Origin of the sequence: Serratia nevei (assembly GCF_024160145.1) — a bacterium.
GTDB lineage: Bacteria > Pseudomonadota > Gammaproteobacteria > Enterobacterales > Enterobacteriaceae > Serratia > Serratia nevei_A.
Map to the genome: position 1 here is coordinate 52,541 of NZ_JAMYWQ010000025.1, position 22,492 is coordinate 75,032.

The 22,492-nt window shown below is 62.0% G+C and carries 23 protein-coding genes; 21 read left to right on the forward strand and 2 right to left on the reverse strand.

Annotation, left to right across the window (positions count from 1 at the left end; genetic code table 11):
* Positions 1 to 53 precede the first annotated feature (53 nt).
* The 6 genes from M6G53_RS17145 to M6G53_RS17170 all read left to right on the forward strand — a co-directional run bounded on the left by M6G53_RS17145 (position 54) and on the right by M6G53_RS17170 (position 6,606).
* Positions 54 to 560: a fimbrial protein gene (locus M6G53_RS17145; protein ID WP_253333213.1), complete on the forward strand. Its 507-nt coding sequence runs from the start codon at positions 54 to 56 to the stop codon at positions 558 to 560.
* Positions 561 to 699: 139 nt separating this feature from the next.
* On the forward strand, positions 700 to 1,365 hold the full coding sequence (locus tag M6G53_RS17150; RefSeq protein ID WP_253333215.1) for a fimbrial biogenesis chaperone: 666 nt from the start codon (positions 700 to 702) through the stop codon (positions 1,363 to 1,365).
* A gap of 49 nt (positions 1,366 to 1,414) precedes the next feature.
* Positions 1,415 to 3,943, forward strand: coding sequence for a fimbria/pilus outer membrane usher protein (locus tag M6G53_RS17155; RefSeq protein WP_253333217.1), 2,529 nt, complete (start codon positions 1,415 to 1,417; stop codon positions 3,941 to 3,943).
* 11 nt (positions 3,944 to 3,954) lie between these two features.
* On the forward strand, positions 3,955 to 4,869 hold the full coding sequence (locus M6G53_RS17160; protein ID WP_253333219.1) for a fimbrial protein: 915 nt from the start codon (positions 3,955 to 3,957) through the stop codon (positions 4,867 to 4,869).
* Positions 4,870 to 5,196: 327 nt separating this feature from the next.
* Entirely contained in the window at positions 5,197 to 6,117 is a 921-nt protein-coding gene (gene speB / locus M6G53_RS17165) for an agmatinase (RefSeq protein ID WP_004937606.1), read from the forward strand.
* Between the two features lie 336 nt (positions 6,118 to 6,453).
* The gene (locus tag M6G53_RS17170; protein ID WP_033638576.1) at positions 6,454 to 6,606 is read left to right on the forward strand and encodes a Hok/Gef family protein; all 153 of its coding nucleotides are present in this window, start codon (positions 6,454 to 6,456) and stop codon (positions 6,604 to 6,606) included.
* 110 nt (positions 6,607 to 6,716) lie between these two features.
* Here the strand turns inward: M6G53_RS17170 and M6G53_RS17175 are convergent, their stop codons facing one another.
* On the reverse strand, positions 6,717 to 7,958 hold the full coding sequence (locus M6G53_RS17175) for an MFS transporter (protein WP_253333222.1): 1,242 nt from the start codon (positions 7,956 to 7,958) through the stop codon (positions 6,717 to 6,719).
* A gap of 398 nt (positions 7,959 to 8,356) precedes the next feature.
* Here M6G53_RS17175 and M6G53_RS17180 point away from each other — a divergent pair, with 398 nt between their 5' ends.
* The 14 genes from M6G53_RS17180 to M6G53_RS17245 all read left to right on the forward strand — a co-directional run bounded on the left by M6G53_RS17180 (position 8,357) and on the right by M6G53_RS17245 (position 21,315).
* A complete protein-coding gene (locus tag M6G53_RS17180; RefSeq protein ID WP_004937614.1) occupies positions 8,357 to 8,674 on the forward strand; it encodes a non-heme iron oxygenase ferredoxin subunit in 318 nt (105 codons plus the stop codon).
* Positions 8,675 to 8,676: 2 nt separating this feature from the next.
* The gene (locus M6G53_RS17185) at positions 8,677 to 8,985 is read left to right on the forward strand and encodes a recombinase-like helix-turn-helix domain-containing protein (RefSeq protein ID WP_004937617.1); all 309 of its coding nucleotides are present in this window, start codon (positions 8,677 to 8,679) and stop codon (positions 8,983 to 8,985) included.
* Positions 8,986 to 9,005: 20 nt separating this feature from the next.
* The gene (locus M6G53_RS17190) at positions 9,006 to 10,049 is read left to right on the forward strand and encodes a Rieske 2Fe-2S domain-containing protein (protein WP_253333224.1); all 1,044 of its coding nucleotides are present in this window, start codon (positions 9,006 to 9,008) and stop codon (positions 10,047 to 10,049) included.
* A complete protein-coding gene (locus M6G53_RS17195) occupies positions 10,046 to 10,801 on the forward strand; it encodes an SDR family oxidoreductase (protein WP_253333226.1) in 756 nt (251 codons plus the stop codon). The genes M6G53_RS17190 and M6G53_RS17195 overlap by 4 nt, the downstream gene beginning before the upstream one ends.
* Before the next feature lie 37 nt (positions 10,802 to 10,838).
* Positions 10,839 to 11,621: an IclR family transcriptional regulator gene (locus M6G53_RS17200; protein WP_253333228.1), complete on the forward strand. Its 783-nt coding sequence runs from the start codon at positions 10,839 to 10,841 to the stop codon at positions 11,619 to 11,621.
* A 109-nt stretch (positions 11,622 to 11,730) separates the two neighbouring features.
* Complete coding sequence (locus M6G53_RS17205; protein ID WP_253333230.1) at positions 11,731 to 12,672, forward strand: VOC family protein; 942 nt, start codon at positions 11,731 to 11,733, stop codon at positions 12,670 to 12,672.
* Positions 12,669 to 13,880 (forward strand): NAD(P)/FAD-dependent oxidoreductase, encoded by a 1,212-nt coding sequence (locus M6G53_RS17210; protein ID WP_253333232.1) that lies wholly within the window; start codon positions 12,669 to 12,671, stop codon positions 13,878 to 13,880. Before M6G53_RS17205 ends, M6G53_RS17210 begins: the two co-directional genes overlap by 4 nt.
* Positions 13,881 to 13,903: 23 nt before the next feature.
* Entirely contained in the window at positions 13,904 to 15,160 is a 1,257-nt protein-coding gene (locus M6G53_RS17215) for an MFS transporter (RefSeq protein WP_253333234.1), read from the forward strand.
* A 32-nt stretch (positions 15,161 to 15,192) separates the two neighbouring features.
* Positions 15,193 to 15,717, forward strand: coding sequence for a cupin domain-containing protein (locus M6G53_RS17220; RefSeq protein WP_004937634.1), 525 nt, complete (start codon positions 15,193 to 15,195; stop codon positions 15,715 to 15,717).
* Positions 15,717 to 16,535, forward strand: a complete 819-nt coding sequence (locus M6G53_RS17225; protein ID WP_253333236.1) for an alpha/beta fold hydrolase — start codon at positions 15,717 to 15,719, stop codon at positions 16,533 to 16,535. The genes M6G53_RS17220 and M6G53_RS17225 overlap by 1 nt, the downstream gene beginning before the upstream one ends.
* Positions 16,532 to 17,326, forward strand: a complete 795-nt coding sequence (locus M6G53_RS17230) for an SDR family oxidoreductase (protein ID WP_253333238.1) — start codon at positions 16,532 to 16,534, stop codon at positions 17,324 to 17,326. Before M6G53_RS17225 ends, M6G53_RS17230 begins: the two co-directional genes overlap by 4 nt.
* 15 nt (positions 17,327 to 17,341) lie before the next feature.
* Positions 17,342 to 18,136: an aspartate dehydrogenase gene (locus M6G53_RS17235; RefSeq protein WP_253333240.1), complete on the forward strand. Its 795-nt coding sequence runs from the start codon at positions 17,342 to 17,344 to the stop codon at positions 18,134 to 18,136.
* A gap of 16 nt (positions 18,137 to 18,152) precedes the next feature.
* The gene (locus M6G53_RS17240) at positions 18,153 to 19,622 is read left to right on the forward strand and encodes an aldehyde dehydrogenase (RefSeq protein ID WP_253333242.1); all 1,470 of its coding nucleotides are present in this window, start codon (positions 18,153 to 18,155) and stop codon (positions 19,620 to 19,622) included.
* Between the two features lie 52 nt (positions 19,623 to 19,674).
* Positions 19,675 to 21,315 (forward strand): thiamine pyrophosphate-binding protein, encoded by a 1,641-nt coding sequence (locus M6G53_RS17245; RefSeq protein WP_253333252.1) that lies wholly within the window; start codon positions 19,675 to 19,677, stop codon positions 21,313 to 21,315.
* A 42-nt stretch (positions 21,316 to 21,357) separates the two neighbouring features.
* On the opposite strand, the gene loiP is transcribed toward M6G53_RS17245, so the two are convergent.
* Entirely contained in the window at positions 21,358 to 22,110 is a 753-nt protein-coding gene (gene loiP / locus M6G53_RS17250; protein ID WP_253333244.1) for a metalloprotease LoiP, read from the reverse strand.
* 238 nt (positions 22,111 to 22,348) lie between these two features.
* Between loiP and M6G53_RS17255 the strand changes: the two genes are divergently transcribed.
* On the forward strand, positions 22,349 to 22,492 hold a 144-nt coding region (locus M6G53_RS17255; RefSeq protein ID WP_146158877.1), incomplete at its 3' end, for a thiamine pyrophosphate-binding protein.

Here is a 22,492-nt window from a genome sequence, read left to right on the forward strand (position 1 = left end):
TGCTGGAATCAGCACCAGCTGATTGAGCAGTTCCATTTATATAAGGGATTTATATGAAAAAGTATGTTATTGCCTCCGCGCTGGCCTGCGCGACCCTTTCCATTTCTGCTATTGCCGCTGATGGCGTAATTAATTTTACCGGCAGAATCATTGACAACACCTGCGTGGTGAACCCGACGTTGAACGTGCAGATGGGCGATGTAGCAGCGGCTGAGTTTAAAAATGTGGGGGAGCATGCACCGGCCAGGGAGTTCTTCCTGGAGTTGAAAGATTGCCCAGCAAGCATCAAAACGGCGTCTGTACAGCTGGAAGGCGCGGCAGATACCCATAACAAAGATTTATTCCAGCTTGCTTCTGGCGGTGCCACCGGGCTTGCTTTATGGATTCTTACTACGAACGGGGTAAAGCAGGATGTTGTGCCTGGCGGCACTTCGGAAGCGTTCTCGTTGACTGAGGGAGCGAACCTTCTGTCTTTCGCCGCCGCCTATAAATCAACGGATAAGGTAGTCACCGCCGGTGATGCCAACGCCTCCATTCAGTTCAGCATTTTATACAACTAAGTGTGTTCTCTGCCGGCGGGGAGGATTTCCGCCGGTCATTTCCTCCGTTTGTGGAGCCATTGAGCGAACATAGAAAGCACGTTGCAACGATTTTTCCACATTTTTAGTTAATAACATCAAGGGAATAATGATGAGGCCCATGTCCATTGCGCTTTGTTTTGCGTTGTTACTCGGCAGTTTCCAGGCCGCAGCCGGTGTAGTCATTGGCGGTACTCGTTTGGTCTATCCCGGCGGCCAAAAGGAGGCGACTATCACGGTGAAAAACCCGGACGATATCCCTTATCTGGTTCAGTCATGGGTAAACACCGATTTGGAAGGCAGCGTTAAGGCGCCGTTCCTGGTGACGCCACCGCTATTTCGCCTGAATGGCGGCAAGGAAAATACCCTGCGGATAGTGAAAACGTCACAGGCATTGCCGGCCGATCGCGAGTCGGTATTCTGGCTCAGCGTCAAGACCGTCCCGCCAGAGGCGGAAGGTAAAGGCAATCATCTGCAAATTGCGGTGCGAACCCGTATCAAATTGTTCTATCGCCCAGCGGCACTGTCGGGTTCACCTGAGGAGGCGGCCAAAAAAGTACGCTGGGAACGGCGTGGCAATACGCTGACCGCCATTAATGACTCCCCTTATTTCTTGAATTTTTCCTCTGTGAGCGTTGTGGGCGAGAAAATCAAGGAGCCGCAGATGGTGGCGCCATTTGCCAGCCTGAATTACACCCTGCCGGCATCGGCTGTCGGTCAACACGTCAGTTGGCAGGTGATCAATGACTACGGCGGTTTGAGCGAACAGTACCAGCAGGCACTGTAATCGCTCTTGTTGATAAGCCAGGAAAGCGCTGCTCACAGGGACGAAGAATATGAACGACAGGACGGCACAGCGCAGAGGTAACCTGTGGCTCCGTGTATATCGTCTGACACCGTTGGCCTGGCAGATCGCCGGGCTGCTGATGTGGAGTGGTCTGGCGCAGGCTGAGTACCGCTTCAGTTCGGCGCTGTTGCAGATAGGTAACACGCCGCAAACCGAGGTGGACTTGGCGCTATTTTCCGAAACGGATCGGCAACCGCCGGGAGAATATCGCGTCGATGTGTTTCTCAACGGACAACGGCTTGATACCCGCACGTTGGCTTTTTCTCTCCAACCGGATGAGCAGGGTAAGGAACGTCTTCAACCTTGCTTGCAATGGGCGGAGTTGAAGGGGTTTGGCGTTGATATGGCCGCTTTTCCCGCGTTGCGGCAGACCAACGGATGCATCAACCTGCCGCAGGCAATCCCGGGAGCCAGGGCGGAACTGCTGTTTGAACAGCAACAGCTAAAGCTGAGCATCCCGCAAGCGGCGTTAAAGCGCCAGGCGCGCGGCTACGTGCCGCCGGAGCAATGGGACAGCGGCATTCCGGCGCTGCTGAGCAACTACACCTTGCGGGGCGCGAACGATCGCAGCCGTCAGGGGGGAACCAGCAGCAGCTATTTCGTCAATCTGCGCAACGGCGCCAACTGGGGGGCCTGGCGCGTGCGGCAAGATAGCGTCTGGAACCGAGACGGTCAGGGAGAGGCGCATTGGCGGACGTTGAACAGCTATGTGCAGCGGGACATCACCCAATTTAATGGGTTGCTAACGCTGGGGGACGCCACCACACCGGGCAATATATTCGACTCGCTGTCGCTGCGCGGCGTGCAGCTGGCCTCTGTCGAAGATATGTATCCGGATAGCCTGCGCGGCTACTCGCCGGTGGTACGTGGTATCGCCAGAAGTAACGCTGAAGTGGTCATTCGCCAGAACGGCGTGGTGATCGATCAGCGTTATGTGCCGCCGGGAGCTTTTGAAATCAGCGATCTGTACGCGGTTTCCGGCAGTGGCGATCTGGATGTCACCATTAAGGAAAGCGACGGCGCGGAACAACATGTGTTAGTACCCTTTGCCTCGCTGCCGGTACTGCAGCGCGAAGGGCGGCTCAGTTATGGTTTAGCGGCGGGGCAATATCGTGCGCAGGATGCGGGTGCCGATGAAGAACAGTTTATGCAGAGCACGCTGATCTATGGGTTGCCGTTAGGCACCACGTTGTATGGCGGTGTGCAGTGGGCTAATCGGTACCATGCGCTGGCGTTGGGCGTGGGGCAAAATCTTGGCCGTGCGGGTGCGCTGTCGTTGGACATGACGCAAAGCTGGGCCAGGCGGCCGGGAGAGGCGGTTCAGGGGAGCGATCGACAAGGTAAAATGTGGCGTCTGCGCTATGAGAAAAGTTTCCCGCTGACCGGCACGCAATTGAGTCTGGCCGGTTACCGTCACGCGAGCGAAGGTTACCGTACGTTGCAGCAGGCGATGCAAGATCGTGATCGTGCAGATAAGGCTTCTACCCGCAGCCGCAAAGAACTCTCGCTGCAGCAGGGGCTGGGCTCGTTACCCGGTTCGCTGTTCCTGAATTTGACGGAAGATCAAAGTTGGCATGAGCCGGGCAAACGCCAATCCGTCAGCCTGGGTTACAACGGCAGCATCGCAGGGGTGAGTTATGGTCTCAACGTCAGCCAGAATAAGCGTTACCAGGCTGCTGCCGATCGGGTCGTGGCTTTGAATATCAGCGTTCCGCTAAATCTGTGGGCTCACAATACCTGGGGCAGCTACGGTGTCAGTAATGGCCGCGGTGGAAAAACGCTGCAAACGCTCGGTGTCAGCGGCACTGCATTAGAGCGGGATAACCTCAATTGGGGGATGACTGGCGGTTATGGCAACCAGGGTGAAGGCGAGAGCGGTAATTTAACGCTCGGCTATCGTGGCAGACGTGCGCAACTCGGCGCTGGATTGAGCCAGGATGCTCAAAGCCGCCGTTTGAACTATGACGTACAAGGGGGAGTGTTGTTGCATGCCGGTGGGGTGACGCTCTCACAGCCGCTCAACGATACGATCGCTCTGGTGCGGGCGCCGGGTGCCGGCGGCGTAAGCGTACTCAATCAGGTCGGGGTTCAGACCGATAGTAAGGGGTATGCGGTAGTGCCTTATCTTTCTGCCTATCGACAGAATCAGATTGTTTTGGATCTCACGACGTTGGCCGACAACGTCGAGCTGGAGCTGACTAGCCAGACGGTTACGCCTACGCGGGGCGCGGTGGTGTTAGCTGATTACCAAACTAAAGTGGGTTCGCGGTTGATGATGACGCTAATACGTGTCGATGGCCGGCCTGTTCCTTTCGGTGCGACGGCAACGCTGCTTGGTGCAGACGACAATGGCAGTATTGTTGGCGATGGAGGCCAGGTGTTCCTGGCTGGGATGCCTGAGCGTGGCGAGGTGCAAGTGAAATGGGGTAAGCAAGCTGAGCAACAGTGCCGGGCTGAATATCGCCTGCCGTCGGCTGCGAGCCCGGACATCCCGACGATTGAGGCGCAATGCCGATGAGGTGGGAAAAAATGAAGGTTTGGATATTCGGCCTGTGCGGGCTATGGGCGGCTGCGGGGGCTCGAGGGGCTGAGTGCCCGCAGGTAAGCAGCCCGGAACGGGTGTTGTTCGACATACCGGCGCAGACGCTGCAACGTGATCTGCCGGTGGGCAGTGTGGTATGGCAGGGGACGCGCCAGGTGCAGCAAGCGGCGTCGCTGGCACCCTGTGACGGTGCGGAAGAGGCCCGCCTTAACCTGTTGGGGAGCGACAGCGGTTTGAAAAGCGGCCACAGTGCGGTCTATGGCAGCAATATCAGCGGTCTGGGTTATGCGCTGGATACCGACGCTTCCTTCAGTGATGGGTGGCCTGCCAACGCTGCTATTGCTGCCGGAAAACGGCAGGTCAGCCTGCGGCTGGTGGTGACCGGGCCATTGTCTTCCGGCGTATTGACGACGGAAACCCTGGCGCGCCGTACGCTCAATGGTCAACCGGTGTTGGATATCGCCTTGCAAAAGTCGGTTGCTATCACCCGTTTAGCCTGTGAGCTGCAGGGCAGCCGCCATCGCACGGTCGCGTTGGGCGAAGTGGCGCGCGGCGACTTTCGCGGCGTGGGCAGTACGCGCGGCGAGCAGCCTTTCCTGTTGGATTTGGCCTGTGACGCTGGCGCACAAGTCAATATTCAGTTTGACGGCATCGCCGATGGCGGTGACGCACCGGGCGTGTTGGCGCTGGTCAATCCCGACGATCAGTCCAGTGCGCGCGGCGTCGGGGTGCAGTTGCTTTATCGCGGTGCCCCATTGGTGCTGGGCGAACGGCTGCCGTTAGAAACGGCCTTACAGGGCTTGCGCAGCTATCCATTCAGCGCCCGTTATTACCAAACGCAACCGCAGATCGCCGCCGGTGAGGCCAACGCGGTGGCGACTTTTAGCCTCACCTATCAATAAGGACGAAGATAATGATGAGAAAAATAGCACTGACGCTGACATTGCCCATGACAGCCACAGCGGGCAAACGTTAATCTTGAGGCCGGCTGGCTGCTTGGCCCTTTAACCGGGATGGCGGGGCAAGATGCGACTCCGGCTTGTTCATAGCGCGCCGATCATAGTGGCTTGAAGCGCGAGTAAAATGCGGCCATAATCTGCCGTATCGGTAGCACCGAAACACACATCGAATAAATCCCTTTCTCGTCGGGCTAACGACGCGGGAGGGATTTTTTTTTGTCACGGCCCGGCGTCTGCGCCCGGCAACTTGTTGAACTACGAGGGTTTACTATGAGCACCTTAGGCCATCAGTCCGATAATTCATTAGTGTCCAACGCCTTTGGTTTCCTGCGCTTTCCGCTGAACTTCATGCCTTACGACAGCGATGCAGAGTGGGTCATCACCGGCATTCCGTTTGACATGGCGACCTCCGGTCGCGCCGGTGGCCGTCATGGCCCGGCGGCCATCCGTCAGGTGTCTACCAACCTGGCATGGGAAGGCAACCGTTGGCCGTGGAGCTTCGATCTGCGCGATCGCCTGAACGTGGTTGACTGCGGCGACATCGTGTTCAACTTCGGCGATGCACAGGACATGAGCGACAAGCTGCAGGCGCACGCGGAGAAACTGCTGAAGGCCGGTAAGCGCATGCTCTCGTTCGGCGGCGACCACTTCGTCACCCTGCCGCTGCTGCGCGCGCACGCCAAGCATTTCGGCAAGCTGGCGCTGGTGCACTTCGACGCCCATACCGATACCTACGCCAACGGCAGCAAGTTCGACCACGGCACCATGTTCTACCATGCGCCGAACGAAGGCCTGATCGATCCGCACCACTCGGTGCAGATCGGCATTCGCACCGAGTTCGATCATGACAACGGCTTTACCGTACTGGATGCCGCGCAGGTGAACGATCGCAGCGTGGACGACCTGCTGACCCAGATCAAAGGCATCGTTGGCGATATGCCGGTCTATCTGACCTTCGACATCGACTGCCTGGATCCGGCGTTCGCACCGGGCACCGGCACGCCGGTGATCGGCGGCCTGACCTCCGATCGCGCGCTGAAACTGGTGCGCGGCATGCAGTCGCTGAACATCGTCGGCATGGACGTGGTGGAAGTGGCGCCGGCCTATGACCAGTCCGAGATCACCGCGCTGGCCGCGGCGACCCTGGGCCTGGAGATGCTGTACCTGCAGGCGGCGAAGAAACACGCCTGACGCCAGGCCACGCCTCGCTGAAAAAGCGGCTCCCATCGTATGGGGCCGCTTTTTTTTATTTCATTTGTTGCCATCCGCACTGCGATTTTCAGCCTGTTACAACGCCTTTGCGCAATCCTGCGCAGAAATGAAACTGAGTCAGAGAAAAGGAACCGGGACAACGGAGAGGGTGAATATACTGCGGGCGGGTGCTCTGGATCTTTGTATCTGGAGCCTGCGTGAAAGGTACAAAGAGAAAAGCCCCGAGTCGATATCCATCAACCCGAGGCCAACTCTAACGCCAGACAACGTTAAGTTAGCCTCTTACCCGCCGCGAGGCAAGGAGAAGAAGGCATGATGCCGAACAAACGGAGCCTGTTAAAATTGGTGGTTATTTGTGCCACGGTAATATCACTGGCATGGATAACCCGCAGCACGCTGTGTGAGCTGCGGATCCGATCGGGCAACACGGAGGTTGCGGCCATTTTGGCTTACGAATCCGAACGGTAAGGCAACCCGGCGACGGGGGATGTCCCCCGTCTGCTGATTGTTGGCGTCCAGATCCATGAGCACCCTCTCAACGCTTTCGTTTTTCCGCCGCGCAGGACAGGGAAACGGGTTTATGCCCGCTTCACCTGCCGCGCCAGCAACATGCGGCCAAACAGTGCGCCGCCCGCCAGCAGCGTCAGCAGCTGCGAGGCGATCAGCACCGCAAAGCCTGAAGACACCTTGCCCTGGCTGGCCATCACCATGCCCATCGCCATCGGCACAAACGCCGAGAACAGATTGCCGATGCCGTTGATCAGCCCATAGGCGCTGCCGACCGCCTCCGGCCGCGCATAATGTTGCAGCAGGGTAGGGATCGCCGCGCCCTGCGCGCCCCAACAGGCGTTGGCCGCCAGCAGGAAGAAGGCGATCCAGCCAAGCTGATGGCTGTTCATCACGCCATAGATGCACAGCGCGGTCGCTGCGCCGCCGCAGACGAAGATCAGCGGCGCTTGATAGGGGCGGATACGGTCGAGCAACACGCCGCCGAGGTATTTGGAGGCGATGCTGACGATGAAAGGCAGCGCGGCCAACCAGCCCATCTGCTTGATGGAAAACCCCTTTTCATCGGTCAGATACGCCGGCAACCAGGAGCTGGAGCCCCACAGATAGCTGAGCGTAGCGATCTCGATCAGCAGGATCCAGCCGAGCATCGGCGTGCGCCAGGCCAGCGCAAAGGTATGCCAGACGCGGCTCAGCACCAGTTGCGGATCGGCTGGGCGCGAGGGGGAAGACAGGGCGAGGGGATGAACGAACAGCCGCACCAGCGCCAGCCCCAGCAGCAGGTTGAGCAGCGCCAGCAGATGAAACGACATCGCCCAGCCGAAGTGCGCCATCAAAAAACTCACCAGCGGAAAGCCGAGCACCAACCCCAACGAAACGCCCAGCGTGCTGACCGCGTTGGGCTTGCCGCGCTCGTCGGCGGCGAAATGATCGCTGATGTACATGGTCTTCAGCGAGAACAGCGGCCCTTCGCTGACGCCAAGCAGCGCGCGCACCACGCACAGTAATAGCAGCGACCCCGCCAGCGGCGAGGCGGCGGTGAGCAGCGCCCACAGCACCACGCTCAGCGTCAGCGCGCGGCGGTAGCCCATCAGCGTTTCCAGAAACGGCGTCAGCAGCATGGCGGAAAGCCCGTAGCCGAGTAAAAACACCGTCATCAGCGTGCCCTGGTGAGCGCGGTCACCGCCGAGTTGGAAGTGTTGCAGGAAGTCGGGATTGACCAACATCACGGCGATATTGACCCGATCCGCATAGGCGATAACGATCAGAAACAGCAGGGCGATCACCCCAAACCAGCGTTGACGTTGTTGCACGTTGCGTTCCTCAATGCGAGCGGTTGACGAATTCAGGCAGCAGCAAACTCACCCGCGGATGCCATTGCGCACAAACGCGGGGGATGAGGCTGATTGATGTAAATTTATTGTTATCAAATAGGGTGTGAAAGACAGTGAGAAAACACTTTTACGCGCAATGCGTCGTCGGGATCAACGCATTTTTTGCCATAAATTAGCGGGAGAGCGCACAACTGACATAGGTTTTTCATATCAGTGCATGATTTCGTGATCCTTCCCGCATTTGTCATTTTTAAACAACCTTTCATTAACATTTGCCGTTCCGCTCGCTTGACGAAAGTTTCGCCAGACCTATAGTGGCTGTATTAAATAAGAAACTGAGTTTCATATATGAAACAATCAGATAGAGGACAAAAGCAATGAGCTGGAAGAATGTGTGCGAAGTGTCTCAGGTGAAAGAAGATTTTCCTTTCTCCGGCAAAGTGGAAGGAAAAGAGATCGGGGTGTACCTGCTCGACGGTAACTACTACGCGCTGGAAGACGTTTGCCCGCATGCTTATGCCTTGCTCAGCCAGGGGTTTGTAGACGACGGCAAGGTTGAGTGCCCGCTGCACGAAGCGCTGTTTGACGTGCGCACCGGCCAGTGCCTGCGCGAGCCGGGCGGCCGCGATCTGCAAACCTATCCCACCCGGGTGGTCGACAACCAAATCCAGATCACCTTTATCGCGGAGGAGTAATCATGCAGCACATCACCGATTTCAATCCCTGGCTGCCGGACACCCAACAGGTGACGCCGGCCCGCGAAGGCGGCAACGGTCAAATCCATCAGCCGGGCCAGTTCCGCAATGTCATCTGGCAAAACCGCGCTCGTGTGCCGGACGGTTTCGAAACCGCCCTGGTGGCGGCGCTGGAAACGATCTTCGATCAGGGGGCGGAAGAGCTGGAGCAGATCGTCAGCGCGTTGAATCAGCGCCGCCTGTTCGATCGCAGCGGCCAGCCGTGGAATGAGGCGACGTTCCGCGAATTCCTTCACGTTAACGGTTTCTGAGCCACATCCGGGAGAAGACAATGACAGCAAACACAACATCCTCCGAACAGAGCTTGCAGGACTATCTTGACCAGGGGTTGCGCGGCATGTGGTATCCGGTGCTGGCCAGCTGGGAAGTGGGCAACAACCCGGTCGGCATCACCCGCCTGGAGCAGCAAATCGTGGTATGGCGCGACGGCGAAGGCCGGATCCACGCGCTGGAAGACCGCTGCCCGCACCGCGGCGCGCGGCTTTCCATGGGGTGGAACCTCGGCGATCGCATCGCCTGCTGGTATCACGGGGTGGAAGTCGGCGGCGACGGGACGGTGAAAGACGTGCCGGCGGTGGATCGCTGCCCGCTGGTGGGGCAGAAATGCCTGCGGTCTTACCCGGCCAAAGAGGCCTACGGCGCAGTGTTCCTCTATTTCGGCGTGACGGCGGATGAAGCGCCGGCCGAGCTGGCTTTCCCGCAAGAGCTGGCGGACGAAGCGTCGTACAGCAATTTCCTCTGCACCGCCAGCTGGAACTGCAACTACCAATACGCCCTGGAAAACGTGATGGATCCGATGCACGGCACCTACCTGCACTCTTCCTCTCACTCGATGGCGGAAGGGGATCGCAAGGCGGATATGGGGCTGGAGCCGACCGACAGCGGGTTTATCTTCAAGAAAAACGGCCAGATCGGCGTCAACTTCGACTGGGTAGAGTTCGGCAGCAGCGGCGCCTATTGGATGCGCCTGTCGATCCCGTACAAGAAGCGTTTCGGGCCGGGCGGTCACTTCTGGATCATCGGCATGGTGGTGCCGGAAGACAAGGATCACTGCCGGGTCTTCTTCTGGCGCATCCGTAAGGTCAAAGACTGGCAGCGCGACATGTGGCGCTTCATGTACCGCAACCGCCTGGAATCATTGCATTGGGACGTGCTCGAGCAGGATCGCATCGTGCTTGAGAACATGGCGCCTAACGCCCGCGGCCGCGAATACCTGTACCAGCACGACGTCGGTCTTTCTCGCCTGCGCCGCCTGATGCAGAAAGAGGCGCAGAAACAGCTGGCGATGCTGCGCGAGCGGGAGGCGGCGCAGTGAGCGGCCTGCTGAACGGTAAACGCATCGTGGTCACCGGGGCGGCGCGCGGCCTGGGCTACAGCTTCGCTGCCGCCATCGCCGCCGCCGGCGCGCAGGTGGTGATGTGCGACATTCTGGCGGATGAGCTGGCGGCGAGCGGCGCCGCGCTGCGCGAGCAGGGCGCTCGGGTGGAAACGCAGACGATCGATCTGGCGTCACCGGATGCGATCCGCTCGGCGTTCGAGCAGATCGCCGCAGGCGGCGGGATCGACGGCCTGGTCAACAACGCGGCGTTGGCGACCGGCGTCGGCGGCAAAACCATGATGGAATACGATATCGATCTGTGGGATCGGGTGATGCAGGTCAACGTGCGCGGCACCTGGCTGGTGAGCCAGGCGGCGGTGCCGCTGCTGGCGCGCAACCCGCACGCCAAGATCGTCAACGTGGCGTCGGACACTGCGCTGTGGGGCGCACCGCGCCTGATGGCCTATGTCGCCAGTAAAGGCGCGCTGATTGCAATGACCCGTTCGATGGCGCGCGAGCTGGGCCCGCAGGGGATCTGCGTCAACGCCATTGCGCCGGGCCTGACGCGGGTGGAAGCCACCGAGTATGTGCCCGCCGAGCGCCATCAGCTGTATGAGCAGGGGCGCGCGCTGGCCGGGGCGCAGCACCCGGACGATGTGAACGGTACGGTGCTTTATCTGCTGTCGTCGCTGGCGGATTTCGTCACCGGCCAACTGCTGCCGGTCAACGGCGGCTTCGTATTCAACTGACGGCCCGCAGGGCAGGCGCACAGCGCAGGAGCGAGAGATGGCGGACGAGCAAGCATGTAAGTATCTGATCCCGGGGCTGGATCGCGGGTTGCAGCTGCTGCTGGCGTTTGGCGAGCAGCATAAGGAAATGACCTTCGCCGAGTTGCATCGCCTGGTCGATATGCCGAAGGCCACCGCCTACCGCGTGGTGCAGACGCTTGAGCACCTGGGCTTTTTGGAGCGCAATCCGCGCACCAACACCTTTGCGCTCGGCATCAAGGTGCTGCGCCTCGGCTTCGAATACATTGCGTCGCTGGACGTGGCGCAGGCCGGCCAGCCGGTGATCGAGCAGTTGCGCGATCGCAGCCAGTGCAGCAGCCATCTGGCAATCCGCGACGGGCGCGACGTGATCTACATCGCCCGCGTCAGCGCCGCCGGTTCGCAGATCAATCAGGTCAGCGTGGGCACCCGCTTACCGGTACATCAAACCTCGCTCGGCCGCATGCTGTTGACCAGCGCCACCCGCGGCGAGTTCGAACAACTCTATCCGGACGCGCAGCTGCCGGGCACCCCGGCGGATCGCGAAACGCTGTGGCAGATGGTGCAGCAAGACAAAGCGCGTGGCTATGTGATCGGCGAATCGTTCTTCCGCCACGGCATCTCCTCGATCGTCTACCCGATCTTCAACCGCGAGCAGCGGGTCGAGGCGGTGGTTAGCATCATGGTGCCGTCCGATGAGATCCCGAAAGCGGATCGCGAGCGGCTGCGCATGGAAGTGCGCGACGCGGCGGAGAAAATTTCCGGCTTCCTCGGCGCGCCGCCGCAGGCCAACGTCGGCTAGCCGACAGGCCCGACTCTTTTACTCAGGCAGGGACAAGGCCCGTAGCAAACAGGGGCCGGGGTTCACTCATGCCTGAAAACCGTATGCAGCGAGAACGTGAGGCTGAACAATGAGCGTAATCGGAATCGAAAAACTGGAATTTGGCGTCGAAGATCTGCCAACTTGCGAAAAATTCATGCAAGACTTCGGCCTGCAGCCAGCCACGCAACATGGGGGCGAACTGCAGCGCGAATTCACTACCCTGAGCGGGGCGCGGGTTGTCCTGCGCCCGTTGCAAAGCGCGGCGCTGCCTGCGGCGTTTGAAGGCGGTTCTACCCTGCGCCGCATGACCTGGGGCGTGGCCTCGGCCGCCGATCTGGCGCGCCTGCAGCCGCGTTTGGCGCTGATGCCCGGCTTCCGTCAGGTGGGGGAAGCGCTGGAATGCCTCGATCCCAACGGCATGACGCTGCGCTTTGTGGTCAGCCGCCAGCAGGCGGTCGAGGTGCCGGTCACGCCGATCAACCAATGGGGCGACGTGCGTCGCATCGATCAACCCAGCCCGGTCTATTCGCAGGCGCAGCCGATCAACATCGGCCACGTGGTGTTCTTTGTGGAGGATCTGGCGGCGACCGAGCGTTTCTACCGCGAGCTGCTGGATTTTCAGGTGTCCGATCGCTATATCGATCGCGCGGTCTTCCTGCGTACCCAGGCGCGCGGCGGCCACCATAACCTGTTCCTGCTGAAGCTGCCGAACCGCCCGCGCGGCCTGAACCACGTGGCGTTCACCGTGCGCGATATCCATGAAGTGATCGGCGGCGGCATCGCCATGAACAAAGAGAAGTGGAGCACCTTTATCGGCCCTGGCCGCCACCCGATCTCCTCGGCCTATTTCTGGTACGTCAACAGCCCGACCGGCGGCGCGTTCGAGTACTACACCAACGACGATTATCTGACGGAAAACTGGCAGCCGCGCGAGCTGGAGCATTCATTGGTCTCCTTCACCGAATGGGCGGTAGAGGGCGGCATCGATCACGACACGCGCCGCCAGCATAAAAAGGCGGAGGCGTTATGAACCGGCCGGAGCAAGTGGGCATCGTCATCGTCGGCGGCGGCCAGGCCGGCGGCTGGGCGGCCAAGACGCTGCGCGATCGCGGTTACAGCGGCCGGCTGACGGTTGTCAGCGACGAACCCTACGATTTTTACGAGCGGCCGCCGCTGTCGAAAGCGGCGCTGCTGGATGCCGCGGCTCCCCTCAGCCGGCTGTTCAGCGAACAGACGGTGGCGGAGCTGAATATCGACTGGCGTCGCCCGCTGCGCGCCGAGTCCATCGATGCAGAACAGCAAATCGTCACGCTCAGCGACGGGCAACGGCTGCGGTTCGAGCAGCTGCTGATCGCCACCGGCGGGCGGCCGCGTTTACCGGGCGCTGCCTGGGCGCAGCACCCGCGCGTGATGACGCTGCGTTCCTGGGACGATGCGGCCCGGCTGCGGCAGGGCCTGCAGGGCTGCCGCCGCCTGGCGATCGTCGGCGGCGGCTGGATCGGGCTGGAGATCGCCGCTTCCGCGCGCCGTCTCGGCGCCGAGGTGACGGTGTTTGAACGCCAGCCCGCGCTGTGCATGCGCAGCGTCGGCGCCGACGTGTCACAGGCGTTGCTCGAACTGCATCGCCAGCAGGGCGTCACGGTGCTGTGCGGCTGCGGCGAGATCTCGCTGGAAGATCGCGACGGTGCCGCCTGGATCGGCAGCGAAGTCAGCGATCCGCAGGCCTTCGATCTGGTGGTGGTAGGGATCGGCGTCGAGCTGAATCTCGAACTGGCGCGCAGCGCCGGGCTGGCGATCGAGTCCGGCATCGTGGTCGACGGCCAGGGGCGCACCAGCCATCCGGCGATCTTCGCCGCCGGCGACGTGGCGCGTCACCCGACGCTCGGCCTGTGCCTGCAGTCCTGGGCCTACGCGCAAAATCAGGCTATCAGCACCGCCTGCGCGATGCTCGACGCCTGCGCCGCCCCGTATGACGACGTGGCCTGGCTCTGGTCGGATCAATACGACGCCAATATCCAGATCCTCGGCGTGCCGAGCGGCGGCGTGCACCATGTGGTGCGCCGCACACCGCAGTCGCAGGTGTTCTTCACGCTGAACGTCGATCGGCAGCTGGTGCAGATGGTGGCGTTCAACGATGCGCGCACCATCAAGCTCGGCAAGCGTTGGCTGGCGAGCGGCCGGGTGCTGGATCCGCAGCAGTTGGCGGATGCGGAGTTTTCTTTGATGGCGTTGAAATAACGCCCGAACCTCGGGAGCGTTTTATGACTACGCAAGACATTGACGCCCGCGCTGGACGGGCGGGGGAAGCCGTTGCCGAAAATCCGCAGCAGCGGGTGCGCTGGTTGGTGCCAATCGCGCTGTTTGCCTGCGTGCTGCTGGCGTTTTTCGACAAGATCAGCATCGCGGCGCTGTTTTCCGACGCCGAGTTTCAGCAGGCGTTGGGCATCGGTTTTGATCCGGCGCGGCTGGGCTTGCTGATGAGCGCCTTTCTGTTCTCCTACGGCATTTCCTCGATGCTGCTCAGCGGCATCGGCGATCGGCTTAATCCGGTCAAAGTATTGATTGGCATGATGGTGGTGTGGGGCGTACTGATGGTGTTGATGGGGCTGGTGCGTTCCTATCACGCCATGATGACGCTGCGCATTCTGCTCGGCATCGCCGAAGGGCCGCTGTTACCGATGGCCTACGCCATTATTCGTCAGGCCTTCCCGCCGCAGCTGCAGGCGCGCGCCACCATGCTGTGGCTGCTCGGCACGCCGCTGGGTGCCGCGCTTGGCTTCCCGGTCACCCTGTACATCCTCAATACCTTCGACTGGCAGGCCACCTTCTTCTTTATGGCGTTTCTGACGTTGCCGGTGATGTTGCTGGTGCTGTTCGGCATGCGCCACCTGAACGTTGCACGTCCGGCGGTGGCAACCAGGCCGGCGGTGTCCGAACGCCAACAGCATCGCCGCGAGCTATTGCGCAGCCCGCACTTTTGGATGATCTGCCTGTTCAACATCGCCTTCCTGACCTACCTGTGGGGCATGAACGGCTGGTTGCCGAGCTACCTGATCAAGGGGAAAGGCATTCATCTGGAGCATGCCGGTTACCTCTCTTCGCTGCCGTTCATCGCCATGCTGCTCGGCGAAGTGCTGGGCGCCTGGCTGTCGGACAAGCTGGATCGGCGCGCGCTGGCCTGCTTCCTGTCGCTGTGCGGCGCCGGCCTCGGTCTGGCGGTGGTGCTGCACCTGCAGGGCACCTACAGCGTGATCGCCGCCATGGCCTTCAGCACCTTTATGTGGGGCGCCGGCGCGCCGAATATTTTCGCGCTGTTGGCGAAGGCGACCAGCAGCAAGGTCAGCGCTACCGCCGGCGGTATCTTCAACGGGTTGGGCAATTTTGCCGGCGCGCTGGCGCCGGTGCTGATGGGGGCGTTGATCGCCGCCACCGGCAATATGGATAACGGCCTGCTGTTCCTGGTGGTGATGGCTTTCGCCGGCTGCCTCATTCTGCTGCCGTTGCTGAGAAAGTACTGATTAATCAATCGATTCAACAGAGGAGTGACAACATGTCTCAGGTTGAGAACAAAGCCGGCGTCAAGCCGCAGGATTTGTCGATGGAAAATTGGGTGGAGTCGCGCATCGCCCGTTTCGAAGGCCGTAAGTACGACTGGAACGCGCTGAAGTTCCAGGCCGACTTTGACCCGAAATACCGCCGTGCGCAGATGCGCTACATCGGTACCGGCGCTACCGGCGTGGCCAGCGACGCCAACACTATTCCGGCGGGCAATTTCACCTTCTCCACCATGGTGCTGCCGTCGAAGTGCGAGGGCCCGCTGCACCTGCACGACGACGTGGAAGAAGTGTTCTTCATGCTGAAGGGCAGCATCACGTTGATGATTCAGGATGGGGAAGAGTATTACGAAACCCGGCTGAAAGAGCGCGATCTGATCTCGGTGCCGGCGGGGGTGTATCGCGGCCTGTTCAACCACGGCGAGGAAGAGGCGCTGATGTGCGTGATGCTCGGCACCGCCAAGCCGGAGATCCCGACCTATCCGGCGGATCACCCGCTGTCCAAAGTGAAGCGCAACTGATGAACGGCCTGGCGCAACGCCAACGGGCGCGCTGCGGGGCGTACACCCTGAGCTGGCGCGAGGCCGGGCAGGGGCGGCCGGTGGTGTTGCTGCACGGCATCAGCTCCGGATCGGCCTCGTGGATCAAGCAGCTCAACGATAGCGGCCTGACGGACGGCCACCGTCTGTTGGCGTGGGACGCGCCGGGCTACGGCGGTAGCCTGCCGTTGGCGGATCCTCAGGCCGATGCCGCCGGTTATGCGGCGGCGTTGGCGGCGCTGATTGATGAGCTGCAGCTGGTGCAGCCGCTGATCGTCGGCCATTCGCTGGGGGCGCTGATCGGCAGCGCCTATGCCGCCGGCTATCCGGACGGGTTATGTGGATTGGTGTTGGCGGATCCGGCGCAGGGCTATGCCACGGAGCCGGAGGAAAAACGTCGGCAGGTGTACGGCCAACGCCAACAGATGATAGAGACGCTGGGGCCGGTGGGCTACGGCGAGCAGCGGGCGGCGGCCTTGCTGCGTGAAGGGGCGGATCCGCAGGATATCGCCTGGGTGCGCAACGGCATGCAGCAGCTCGATCCCGACGGTTTTCTGAGTGCCGCCTGGATGCTGGCCAACGACGATATCGGCCGCTATCTGGCGCGCTATCGCGGCCCGCTGGAAGTGTGGTGCGGTGACCAGGATCGCATTACGCCGCCGGAGAAGGCGGCCGAGCTGGCGCGTGAGCAGGACGCGACGCTGCGTTTGATCGCCGCCGCCGGCCATGCCAGCTACCTCGACGCGCCGGCGTGTTTCAACCGCTATCTGCGGGACTTTACGGGAGCAATCCAACGATGAATTTTCAGCTTGAGAATCGGGTGGCGGTGGTGACCGGCGGCTCGTCGGGCATCGGTTTCGAAACCCTGAAGCTGCTGCTGGCCGAAGGAGCGAAGGTGGCGTTCTGCGGCCGCGATCCGGACAAACTGGCCGGCGCAGCAGCCAGCCTGCGTGCGGAGTTTCCGCAGGCGGAGATCCTGGCGCTGCGCTGCGACGTGCTGGACGCGCAGCAGGTGGCGCAGTTCGCTGACCAGGTGACGGCACATTTCGGCGGCGTGGATCTGCTGATCAACAACGCCGGTCAGGGCTTCGTCGCCCATTTTGACCAAACGCCGCGCGAAGCCTGGCTGCATGAGGCCGAGCTGAAGCTGTTCGGCGTGATCAACCCGGTGCAGGCGTTTTTACCGGCGCTGGAACGATCGGCGATCGCATCTATCACTTGCGTGAACTCGCTGCTGGCGCTGCAGCCGGAAGAACACATGATCGCCACCTCGGCGGCGCGCGCCGCGCTGCTCAACATGACGCTGACGCTGTCGAAAGAGCTGGTGGGCAAAGGCATTCGCGTTAACTCGATCTTGCTGGGGATAGTGGAGTCGGGCCAATGGCGCCGCCGTTTCGACGAGCGCAGCGATAAAGATCAAAGCTGGGAGCAGTGGACGGCGGCGATCGCCGAACGGCGCGGCATCCCGATGAAGCGCCTCGGCAAGCCGCAGGAGCCGGCACAGGCGCTGCTGTTCCTCGCTTCGCCGCTGGCTTCCTTTACCACCGGGGCGGCGCTGGACGTATCCGGCGGCTTTAACCGCCATGTGTAGCAGGGGCCGATAAAGATGAAGAAGATCATGATGATTGGCTACGGTGCGATGGCGAAAGAAGTGATCGCCCGTTTGCCGGAAGGCGTGGAGGTCGGTTGGATCCTGGCGCGCGCGGCTCATCATGCGGCGATCGTGGAGGCCTCTGGCGGGCGGGTGCAGGCGCTGACTCATCCCGAGCAGTGTTTGCAGCGGCCGGATCTGGTGCTGGAGTGCGCCAGCCAGCAGGCGGTGGCGGAGTTCGGCGAGGCGGTGCTGCAGTGCGGCTGGCCGCTGGCGCTGATCTCGACCGGCGCGCTGGCGGACGCCGCATTGCAACAGCGGCTGCAGCAGGTTTGCCGCCGCCATCACGGGCAGCTGATCGTGTTGTCCGGCGCGGTGGCGGGGATGGACGGGCTGGCGTCAGCGCGCGAAGGCGGGCTGGAGAGCGTGACCTATCAGGCCAGCAAAAGTCCGGCCAGCTGGCGCGGCAGCCCGGCGGAGCAACTGATCGACCTCGATGCGGTGAGCGAAGCGCAGGTGTTTTTTGAAGGGTCGGCGCGTGAAGCGGCGCGTTTGTTCCCGGCCAATGCCAACGTGGCGGCCACCATTGCGCTCAACGGCCTGGGGATGGACGCCACCCGGGTGTGCCTGCAGGTCGATCCCGCCACCCGGCACAATACCCATCGCCTGCAGGTGCGCGGTGATTTTGGCGAGTTTCACATTGAGCTGAGCGGCACCCCGCTGGCGAGCAATCCCAAAACATCAACCCTGGCGGCGCTGAGCGCGGTACAAGCCTGCCGCCGTCTGGTGGACGGCGGTTTTATTGCCTGAACGGCAGGAGCGGAGCATGGAACGATTGAATATTTTTGTTGCCGGGCGCTGGCGTGAAGGGCGTGGCGAAGAGATGGCTTCGGTATTCCCGGCCGACGGCAGCGTCAACGCGCGGCTGCGCGCCGCTAACGTCGAGGACGTGAACGAGGCGGTAGACGCGGCGGAGCGCGCCTGGCGCGCGCCGGAATGGCGTGGGCTGGTGCCGCATCAACGCGCCTCGATCCTCTACCGCGTCAGCAACCTGATCCTGGCGCAGCAGGAACAGCTGGCCGAGCTGCAGACCCGCGACAACGGCAAGCCGCTGGCGGAAACCCGGGGACTGGTGGCCAGCGCGGCGGCGACCGCGCGCTACTTCGCGGCCGCCTGCGAGGTGTTGGAAGGCGAGCTGCCGACCCCGCGCAGCGCCGAAGTGATGACCCTCAGCCAGTATCAACCGATGGGGGTGATCGCCGCCATTACGCCGTGGAACTCGCCGATCGCCAGCGAAATGCAGAAGGTGGCGCCGGCGCTGGCGGCGGGCAACGCGGTGGTGCTCAAACCGGCCGAAGCCACGCCGCTGATGGCGCTGAAGCTGGCCGAGCTGTTCGAACAGGCGGGCCTGCCGGCCGGGCTGCTCAGCGTGTTGCCGGGCAAAGGTTCGGTGATCGGCGAGGCGTTGGCGCGCCATCCGCTGGTGAAAAAGATCGCCTTTACCGGCGGCACCAGCACCGGGCGCCATTTGGCGCACATCGCCGCCGACAAGCTGATCCCCACCTCGCTGGAGTTGGGCGGCAAATCGCCGACCATCGTGCTGGAGGACGCCGATCTGGAGCAGGCGGCGCGCGGCATCTGCTACGGCATTTTCAGCTCCGCCGGCCAGGCGTGCATCGCCGGTTCGCGGCTGTTCGTGCACCGTTCGCTGTATCAGCCGCTGCTGGCGCGCTTGACCGAACTGACGGCGGGGCTGCGCATCGGCAACCCGCTGGTGCCGGGCGTGCATCTCGGCCCGCTGATCAGCGCCAAACATCGGCAAAGCGTGGCGAACTACGTGGCGCTGGCGCGGCAGGAGGGCGGCCGGGTGATCATCGGCGGCGAAGCACCGGCCGATCCGCAACTGGCGAGCGGCAGCTATTACCTGCCGACCATTATCGAAGGTTTGAACAACGACGCCCGCGTTTGCCAGGAAGAGATCTTCGGCCCGGTGCTGGTGGCGCTGCCGTTCGACGACGAGCAACAGCTGACTGAACAGGCCAACGACTCGGTGTACGGCCTGGCGGCCGGCATCTGGAGCCGCGATTTTCCGCGCGCGATGGCGCTGGCGGAGCGGCTGGAAACCGGCACCGTCTGGGTCAATACCTACAAAACGTTCTCGATTTCCACGCCGTTCGGCGGCTTCAAGGAAAGCGGGCTGGGCCGCGAAAAGGGCCTGAACGGCATCAAGGCCTACATGCAGCAGAAAAGCGTGTATCTGGCGCTGAGCCATCAGGTGAACCGCTGGAGCGACTAGGCCGACACCTCTACGCATAACCCTAATAACGAATACCCTAAGAAGGCAGATGATGAGCGATAAAATCACGGTTGGCGAGGCGATAGCCCGGACTCTGGAACAGTACGCGGTGTCGGCGATGTACGGCATCATTTCGATTCATAATCTGCCGATCGCCGATGCGGTGGGGCAGCGCGATAAAATTCGCTTCGTGCCGGCGCGCGGCGAAGCGGGTGCGGTCACCATGGCCGACGCGCACGGGCGTTTCTCCGGCCTGGGCGTAGCCTTGACCAGCACCGGCGCCGGCGCCGGCAACGCGGTGGGGGCGATGATTGAGGCGCTCAACGCCAACACGCCGCTGCTGCATATCACCGGCCAGGTGGAGAAAGCCTATCTGGACGCCGACGCCGGTTTTATTCATGAAACCCGCGATCAGCTCGGCTTCCTGCGCGCCTGCGCCAAGCGCGCTTACCGGGTCAATTCGCCCGAGCAGGCGGTGGCGGTGATCCAGCGGGCAATCCTGGACGCGCAAACCGTGCCCTGCGGCCCGGTGGCGGTCGAGATCCCGATCGATATTCAAAGCAGCCTGGTTTCCCGTTCGGTGCTGACCGAGCCGTTGGCGCCGGCGCCGCTGCCGCAGGCGGATGCCGCGGCGGTGGAGCGGCTGCATCAGCGGCTGAAGCAGGCCAGGCGTCCGCTGCTGTGGTTGGGCGGCGGCGCCTTGGCCTGCGGCGACGCGGTGCGCAAGCTGGCGGACGCCGGCGTGGCGGTGATCTCCAGCACCCACGGGCGCGGCATTCTGCCGGATAGCCACCCGCGCAGCCTGCGGGCGTTCCATAACTCACCGAGCATCGAAGCGATCCTGACGCAGTGCGACCTGACGCTGGTGGCCGGTTCGCGCCTGCGCAGTAATGAAACCCGCACCTGGACGCTGCCGCTGCCGCGCCCGCTGGTGCAGATTGACATCGATCCGGCGGCGGCCAACCGCAACTACCTGGCCGATGAGCAGATCAACGGCGACTGTGCGGCGCTGCTGGCGGCGCTGGCGGCGCGGCTGGCCCCCGGCGAAAAGGTCAACGCCGAGTGGGATGCCGAGATCGCCGGGGCGGTGCGGCTGGCGGAGAGCGCGCTGCGCCAGCAGTCCGGCGAATACGCCAAACTCAACGACGCCATCGACGCCGCGCTGCCGCAGGACGGGTTGCTGGTGCGCGATATCACCGTTTCCGGCAGCGTCTGGGGTAGCCGGCTGTTCCGGGCGATCTCGCCGCTGTGCAACATTCACTCGCTGGCCGGCGCCATCGGCATGGGGCTGCCGATGGCGATCGGCACCGCGATCGCCAACCCGCAGCGCAAAGTGGTGGGGCTGGTGGGCGACGGCGGTCTGGCGCTGGGGCTGGGCGAGCTGGCGACCATGGCGCAGGAACAGGTGAATATCACCCTGCTGATCATGAACGACGGCGGTTATGGCGTGATGCGCGGCATTCAGGACAAGTACTTCGCCGGGCGCCAGTATTACAACGAGCTGCATACGCCGGCCTTCACTCAAATTGCCGAAGCGATGGGGCTGAAAGCCTGGAAGGTGGACGCGGCGGCGCAGTTCAACGGCGTATTGGCCGAAGCGATCAACTACCCGGGGCCAGCGGTGGTCGAGGTGGACATGAAGCAGGTCGGGCCGCTGACCTTCGCCGGGCCGCCGCAGAAAACGCTGTATTGAGACGATAAAATAACGCCCGGCGCTTGCCGGGCGTTTTCGTGGTTATTTCTCTGCCGCGATGCGATCGCGAATGTGCTGCGCGCGCGCTTGGGAAGAAGGGTGGTCGTCGAACAGGCTGCTCTGGCGGCCGGCTTCCATCTGGGCCAGCTTCTCGAAGCTGGTGGCCAGGCCGTTCGGATCGATGCCGCGCTTTTTCAGCAGATCGAACGAGTAATCATCCGCTTCGCTTTCCTGTTTCTGCGAGAACTGGGCGCTGATCAGCTTCTCGCCGATGTCCGCCAGCTGCGACTGCGACAGCGAGCCGATGACGCCGCCGGCGGAGGACGCTGCGGTGCGCAGCGCCACGGTGCCGTAAGCCACCTGCATCGCCTTGCGGGTGTGGCCCAGCGCCACGTGGCCCATTTCATGGCCCAGTACGCCTTCCACTTCGTTGTCGTTCATCATGTCCATCAGGCCGCTGTAGACGCGGATACAGCCGTTGGCCATCGCCCAGGCGTTGACGTCTTTGGTCAGGTAGACCTTGTAGTTGGCCGGGGTGCCGTTGATGTTATCGCCCAGCGCCGCGGCGATCTTGTTGAGGCGCTTGGCGTAGGTGCTGTCGGCTGGCGCGATTTGTGCCTTGCTGTCCATCTCGGCGCAGGATTTATCACTCAGGGCTTTAACGTCGTTGTTGCTCAGGGTGGCCGCCTGGAGGGCCTGCGCGCCGGACTGCATCAAGGTTTCGGTATTCAGGTTTTGACAGCCGGTTGCCAAGGTGGCAATGCCCAACGCAATCAAAGAGGTACGGATCTTCATAACGCCATCGTCCTGTGAAGGTAACAAGGTAAAAGAATCATTTTGCCTGGAAGAAATCTTGCCGCAAGAGCCTAGTGTACGTCAGACGGGGCGAGAATAGTGTTATTCCGAAAAAGCGCCCAATCGTGCTAATAAGTGGTGAACTCGCTCTCATTTGGCATTAGGGATTGCCGTTGTGATGTGGAGTCTGAGAAAATAGGGAACTTGACTGCTTTTTTTATCCGACCTGGAGTAAAACATGTCCTCTCGTAAAGAGCTTGCCAACGCCATCCGCGCACTCAGCATGGACGCCGTACAAAAAGCCAATTCCGGCCACCCGGGTGCCCCTATGGGCATGGCGGACATCGCCGAAGTCCTGTGGCGTGACTACCTCAACCACAAC